This is a genomic window from Kitasatospora sp. NPDC101447 (assembly GCF_044767225.1).
Taxonomy (GTDB): Bacteria; Actinomycetota; Actinomycetes; order Streptomycetales; family Streptomycetaceae; genus Kitasatospora.
On the sequence record NZ_JBIWNL010000017.1, the window covers coordinates 162,629 to 169,207 of the forward strand.

Genomic DNA, 6,579 nt, shown 5'->3' on the forward strand with positions numbered 1-6,579 from the left:
CGCCTTCCCTCGCCGCTACCAACCCGAGGGCAGCATGGACCAGATCTGCCCGCCGAGCGCACCCACAACGAACTCCCGCCCACGGCATGACCGTTCACCGCCATTGCCAGGTGAGACCAGGGTGCGTCACCGCGAGTCCGCGCCCCGGCCGAGGCTCGCCTGCCCCTCCTGACGAGAGCTGGTCAGTCCTTCAGGGCCGCTTGCACCACTGCCGCCGGCTGACGGCCGATCGGCCAGGACGTCACGAGCTCCAGGCGCCCGACCGCCCAGTCAAGCCAGTCGGCGTCGCCGAGCCGGTGAGCGTCGCCGGCAGCGACCGTCTGCGTCATCAGCTCGGCCAGGAGCAGGACGTGCGTTGGCTTGTACCACTCCCCGTGCCGGTCGAAGGTCAGCTTCCGTTCCTCGTACGGGTGGCGGAGGGTCATGCTGAGGTGGCCACCCCCGCGCCCCTTGAAGGGGCCAGGGAGGCCGCCGAGCAGGCCCGTCAACCCGAGCTCACCCTGATAGCCCGATCCCCACGTCCCATGTCCTATCTGGATACCGATCCCCAGCATGACCCGGGACCAGGGAACCAACGGGTCCTCTGTGCCGCTGGCGTGCCGGACCATTCCCTCTGTTCGGAACTCCACCCAGCGGCCGTCCGGCCGGTGGGAGTCTCCCACCACCCAGTACCCGTCAACGAGTTCCAACGGCCCATAGGTCCTTCGCGTATCCCCCACGGACTCATTGGATCACAGTTGCACCGGATCGGAAGCCTGCACTGTCGCAGACCCCCCGCCCCGTTGGAACGTCAGTGCACAGGGGCTCCACCATGACGCGGGACGCGACCCTGGGGCATGGGCACCAACGATGCGTCGACCGCGCGTCAGGGCTTCGTCAGGGCTTCGTCAGGGAGGGTGAACGAGCTTGCCCCCGGCATCGGGGCAGGCTTTGATGAGGGACATGCACCGCTCGACACGCCACCACGACCGCCCGCCGCATAGCCGGCCGCGGATCGTCGCTGTCGCGGTCGCCATCGCCGTCCGGTAGGACCGAGCTCCTTCCCGCTCGCCACCGGCCGACGTGCACGGGCCGGGTGCCGTTCGTCGCGCCCGTGCCGGACACCGCCGTCCGTCCCTTGCCCTGACCGGCTCCGAGGGCAGGGGGCGGACGAGCGTTCCATCGCATCACACCTCTTCGCACCCGCGGCCCCGTCGGCGTGCGGCTTCGTGCCGCGTCGCCTTCGCACCCCGCTGGTGCCCTTCCACCCTTGGATGGGTCATGTCCGACGCTGTTCTGTCCGCCCGCACCGCCCTCGTCACCGGCGCCTCCTCCGGGATCGGCTGGGAGACCGCCCGGCTGCTCGCTGGGCACGGCGCGACCGTGCTGGTGCACGCCCGCACCACCGCAGAGGCCGAGGCGGCCGTCGCCCGGCTGGTCGATGCGGGTGTCCGACGGGACCAACTCGTTGAGCTGGCAGCCGACTTCACCAAGCTGTCCGAGGTCGCGGTGCTGGCCGGCACGGTCGTCAAGCACTACCCGGCGCTGGATCTGCTGGTAAACAACGCCGCCGTGATGGCGCCCGAGCGCTGCACGCTGACCGACGACGGCAACGAGGTCTCGCTGCAGGTCAACTTCCTCGCCGCGCACCTGCTGGCGAAGCTGCTGCACGCCCCGCTGTCGGCGGCTGGCGATGCCCGGATCGTCAACGTGTCCTCCTCCCTGCACCGCACCGCCTCGATGAACTGGTCGGACCCCCACCGGGTGAAGAAGTACTCGCGGGTCGCCGCGTACGCGCAGTCGCAGCTCGCGCTGACCATGGCGACCGCCGACATGGCCCCGGCCGGCTCCGGCATCACCGCCGTCAGCCTGAACCCCGGCCTGTGCGACACCGCGCTGCTGCCGCTGTACGGGCGGGTCGGCGCGCCTGCGGCGGAGGGCGCGGCGGCCGTCGTGTGGCTCTGCCTGCCGGAAACGGTCGTCGCCAACGGCGCCTACTTCGACGGCGGCGTCATCGCGCCCACCGCGCAGGCCGTCCAGGAGGAGCGCTCGCTGAAGCGACTGGCCAAGCTCGCCGACCAGCTGGTCGGCCAGGCCTCCTGAACCGTACGCCCCGAGAGACCGGAGGATCCACGATGTCCAAGCGCGCGCGGAAGAAGAAGGCCCGGCGGACGAAGAAGGCGAACCACGGCCGGAAGGCCGGCCAGTAGCCTCACGAACCCACCCGGTGCCGCGTGCCACCGGCACCGGGTGCACTCCCTCGGCCCCTGAGGCCCGCCGTCCGGCTGTGCGGACGGGCGGTGCCTCGGGGGCCGATTTGTTGCCCGGCTCGTCAAGATCGCATCAAGGGCGGTGCCGCCGGTATCAAGGGTGTGTAGGAAGCGGCGGCCGGTGTTCCGGGGCGCTTCACCATCGTGACCATCACGATCGAGGAGCCACGAATGCCAGAGAGCACGATTCCGACTGTCACGGCCGATCCCGAGCCTCCGGATACCGGCGCGGGCGACGAGCGGCACCGGTTGAGTGTGTTCGGCGGGTTGGCGGCGCTCTCGCTGGGTGCGATGGCCTCGGTCGCGTACGGGCCGGAGTCGATCGTCCTGGTGCTGGCCGCCGCCGGCGGGTACGGATTGGGTTTCACGCTGCCGGTCACCGCCGCGGTCGCGGTGCTGCTGGCGGTGCTGGTGGCCTGCCTACCGGCAGGTGATCGCGGCGTTCCCGGACGGCGGCTCCTATGCCGTCGCCAGGGCGCACCTGGGCCGCCGGACGGCGCTGACCGCGGCGGCCTCGCCGGTGAGGTGCTGATCCCCGAGGTGGAGCCCGCCCGCTGGTGGCAGCGGGCGCTGCAGAACCGGCGCGGCGCCGTGATCGACCGCGCCCGGCGCCGGCACACCGACGCCGTGGTCTGCCGACTGCGGATGCGGATGTAGGCAGGTGAGGGGTGTGCCGACAGGCCTCTTCGAAACGTTCAGGACAATCCGCGGTCTCAAGTGAATGACGCCGATATAAGGGCCGCGTCAATGTTTCTGGATCACCCGTATGGACGGCATCAGGGACGCGCTGCGCGCCCCTGACGGCTGGTTGGCTGCTCCCGCCGGTCTTCCACCGGTGCCGTGAGGCCCTCAGGGCCTGTTCACGGGTACGTCCCCTCAGCCACTCAGGTGGAGCCCATGTCCGATCTCATCTACGTCGGTGTCACGGTCGCCGTGTTCGCCGTCATCGCCCTGATCGCGCGGGGGGTGGAGAAGCTGTGAGCGCCGAGAACATCACAGGTCTCATCGTGGCCGTCGCGCTCGTCGGCTACCTCGTCCTCGCGCTGATCTACCCGGAGAAGTTCTGACATGAGCTCCACTCTCGCGGGCTGGTTGCAGGCGCTCGCCCTCGTCGGCGCGCTGGTCCTCTGCTACCGGCCCCTGGGCGACTACATCGCCCGCATCCTCACCACCTCGAAGCACCTCAGAGTCGAGCGCGGCATCTACAAGGTGATCGGCGTCGACGGTGACGCCGATCAGCGGTGGCCGGTGTACCTGCGCTCGGTGCTGGCCTTCTCGGCCGTCTCCGTGCTCTTCCTGTACGGCCTGATCCGTCTCCAGGGCTACCTGCTGCTGAACCTCGGTGTCCAGCAGATGGAGGGCCACCAGGCCTGGAACACCGCGATCTCGTTCGTCACGAACACCAACTGGCAGTCGTACGCCGGCGAGTCCGCGATGGGCCACCTGGTGCAGATGGCCGGCCTGGCGGTGCAGAACTTCGTCTCCGCGGCCGTGGGCATCGCCATCGTGGCGGCGTTGATCCGGGGCTTCACCCGCAACAGGACCGACCGGGTCGGCAACTTCTGGGTGGACCTGGTCCGGATCAACCTGCGGCTGCTGCTGCCGATCGCCTTCGTGTTCGCCTTCGTCCTGGTGGCGAACGGTGTGATCCAGAACTTCCATGGCTTCCACGAGGTGACCAACCTCGCGGGTGACGTCCAGAAGATCCCGGGCGGCCCGGTGGCCTCCCAGGAGGTCATCAAGGAGCTGGGCACCAACGGTGGTGGCTTCTTCAACGCCAACTCGGCGCACCCGTTCGAGAACCCGACCGGGTTCACGAACTGGCTGGAGATCTTCCTGATCCTGCTGATCCCGTTCGCGCTGCCGCGGGCCTTCGGCCGGATGGTCGGCGACAACCGCCAGGGCTACGCGATCGCGGCGGTCATGGCGATCTTCTGGGTCGCGTCGACGGCGCTCATCACCTTCGCGGAGTCGCAGCACCAGGGCAGTGCGCTGCAGGCCGCGGGTGCGGCGATGGAGGGCAAGGAGCAGCGCTTCGGCATTGCGGCGTCCGGTCTCTTCGCCGCCTCGACGACGCTGACGTCGACCGGTGCGGTGAACTCCTTCCACGACTCGTTCACGCCGTTCGGTGGCGGGCTGACGATGTTCAACATGATGCTGGGCGAGATCGCGCCCGGTGGTACGGGCTCCGGCCTGTACGGGATGCTGATCCTGGCGATAGTGGCTGTATTCGTGGCGGGTCTGATGGTCGGCCGCACCCCCGAGTACCTGGGCAAGAAGCTCGGCGGCCGGGAGATGAAGTTCGCCTCCCTCTACATCCTCACCACCCCGGCGATCGTGCTGGTCGGTACGGGTGTGGCGATGGCGCTGCCGGGCGAGCGGGCCGGGATGCTCAACTCGGGCGCCCACGGCTTCTCGGAGGTGCTGTACGCCTTCACCTCCGCCGCCAACAACAACGGCTCGGCCTTCGGCGGCATCACGGTGAACACGGACTGGTACGACACGGCCTTCGGCCTGTGCATGGTGTTCGGCCGCTTCCTGCCGATGGTGTTCGTGCTGGCGCTGGCGGGCTCGCTCGCCCAGCAGCAGCCGGTGCCGGCCACTCCGGGCACCCTGCCCACCCACAAGCCGCTGTTCGTCGGGCTGCTGTCGGGCGTCGTCCTGATCGTCGTCGGCCTCACCTACTTCCCGGCCCTGGCCCTCGGGCCGCTCGCGGAAGGTCTCTCCTCCTGATGTCCTCGTCAACGCTTACTCCTTCTCCCTCGCCTTCGCCCTCCCCGAGAGGCAAGACCGATGGTGCGGCGTCCCACAGAGTCTCCAGTGGTCTGCTCGACCCGAAGCTGATCGTCGCGTCCCTGCCGGACGCGGTGAAGAAGCTCGACCCCCGGGTGATGGTCAAGAACCCGGTGATGTTCGTGGTCGAGGTGGGATCGGTGGTCACCACGATCTCCGCGATCGCGGACCCGTCCGTGTTCGCCTGGGCAATCACCGTGTGGCTGTGGCTCACCACGGTCTTCGCCAACCTGGCCGAGGCCGTCGCCGAGGGCCGAGGGAAGGCCCAGGCCGACACCCTGCGCAAGACCAAGACCGAGAGCGTCGCCCGCCGGCTCACCAACTGGCCGGCCAGTGACGCCGAGGAGGAGGTGCCCGGCACCGCACTCCGGCTCGGCGACCACGTCGTCGTGGAGGCCGGGCAGGTCATCCCCGGTGACGGCGACGTCGTCGAGGGCGTCGCGTCCGTGGACGAGTCGGCGATCACCGGCGAGTCCGCGCCGGTCATCCGCGAATCCGGCGGCGACCGCTCCGCGGTGACCGGCGGCACCAAGGTGCTGTCCGACCGCATCGTGGTGAAGATCGCCTCGGAGCCCGGCAAGTCCTTCATCGACCGGATGATCGCCCTGGTCGAGGGCGCCGCCCGGCAGAAGACGCCGAACGAGATCGCGCTCAACATCCTGCTGGCCTCGCTGACCATCGTCTTCCTGGTCGCCGTGGTGACCCTGCAGCCGATGGCCACCTACGCGGGCGCCCCGCAGTCGATGATCGTGCTGGTCGCCCTGATCGTGGCGCTCATCCCGACCACCATCGGCGCGCTGCTCTCCGCGATCGGCATCGCCGGCATGGACCGGCTGGTGCAGCGCAACGTGCTGGCGATGTCCGGCCGCGCCGTCGAGGCCGCCGGCGACGTCAACACCCTGTTGCTCGACAAGACCGGCACCATCACCCTGGGCAACCGCCAGGCCGCCGAGTTCCTGCCCGCCCCGGGCGTGTCCACCGACGAACTGGCCGGCGCCGCGCAGCTGTCCTCGCTGGCGGACGAGACCCCGGAGGGCCGCTCGATCGTGGTCCTCGCCAAGACCGAGTACGGTCTGCGGGCCCGCGCCCAGGGCGAGTTGACGCACGCCACCTGGGTCCCGTTCACCGCCCAGACCCGCATGTCGGGTGTCGATCTCGAAGAGGCGGACGGCGTGCACGCCGTGCGCAAGGGCGCGGCGGGTTCGGTGACCAACTGGGTCACGGAGAACGGTGGTTCGGTCGGCAAGGACATTGCTGAACTGGTCGACGGTATCTCGGCGGCCGGTGGTACCCCGCTGGTTGTCGCCTCGCGGATCGGAACCGCGGCTCCCAGGGCCTTGGGTGTCATCCACCTCAAGGACGTGGTCAAGGAGGGCATGCGGGAGCGCTTCGACGAGCTCCGCCGGATGGGCATCAAGACCATCATGATCACGGGTGACAACCCGCTGACCGCCAAGGCGATCGCGGAGGAGGCCGGCGTGGACGACTTCCTCGCCGAGGCCACGCCCGAGGACAAGATGGCCCTGATCAAGAAGGA

General features: G+C 69.4%; 6 protein-coding genes and 1 pseudogene. 6 read left to right on the forward strand and 1 reads right to left on the reverse strand.

Annotated features, from left to right (window positions below):
* Window positions 1–182 precede the first annotated feature (182 nt).
* Window positions 183–689, reverse strand: coding sequence for a hypothetical protein (locus tag ACIRST_RS24305; protein WP_402804281.1), 507 nt, complete (start codon window positions 687–689; stop codon window positions 183–185).
* Between the two features lie 571 nt (window positions 690–1,260).
* Here ACIRST_RS24305 and ACIRST_RS24310 point away from each other — a divergent pair.
* The 6 genes and pseudogenes from ACIRST_RS24310 to kdpB form a co-directional block, all read left to right on the forward strand.
* Window positions 1,261–2,082, forward strand: coding sequence for an SDR family NAD(P)-dependent oxidoreductase (locus tag ACIRST_RS24310; protein WP_402804282.1), 822 nt, complete (start codon window positions 1,261–1,263; stop codon window positions 2,080–2,082).
* Between the two features lie 338 nt (window positions 2,083–2,420).
* A pseudogene (locus tag ACIRST_RS24315) lies at window positions 2,421–2,772 on the forward strand (amino acid permease); the annotation flags it as partial.
* Between the two features lie 2 nt (window positions 2,773–2,774).
* The gene (locus ACIRST_RS24320) at window positions 2,775–2,906 is read left to right on the forward strand and encodes a hypothetical protein (protein ID WP_402804284.1); all 132 of its coding nucleotides are present in this window, start codon (window positions 2,775–2,777) and stop codon (window positions 2,904–2,906) included.
* A gap of 320 nt (window positions 2,907–3,226) precedes the next feature.
* Window positions 3,227–3,316 (forward strand): K(+)-transporting ATPase subunit F, encoded by a 90-nt coding sequence (kdpF, locus tag ACIRST_RS24325; protein WP_402804286.1) that lies wholly within the window; start codon window positions 3,227–3,229, stop codon window positions 3,314–3,316.
* Window position 3,317: 1 nt separating this feature from the next.
* Window positions 3,318–4,982, forward strand: coding sequence for a potassium-transporting ATPase subunit KdpA (gene kdpA, locus ACIRST_RS24330; protein WP_402804288.1), 1,665 nt, complete (start codon window positions 3,318–3,320; stop codon window positions 4,980–4,982).
* Window positions 4,982–6,579 (forward strand): potassium-transporting ATPase subunit KdpB (gene kdpB, locus ACIRST_RS24335; protein WP_402804290.1); only part of this gene is annotated, 1,598 nt, incomplete at its 3' end. The genes kdpA and kdpB, both read left to right, overlap by 1 nt.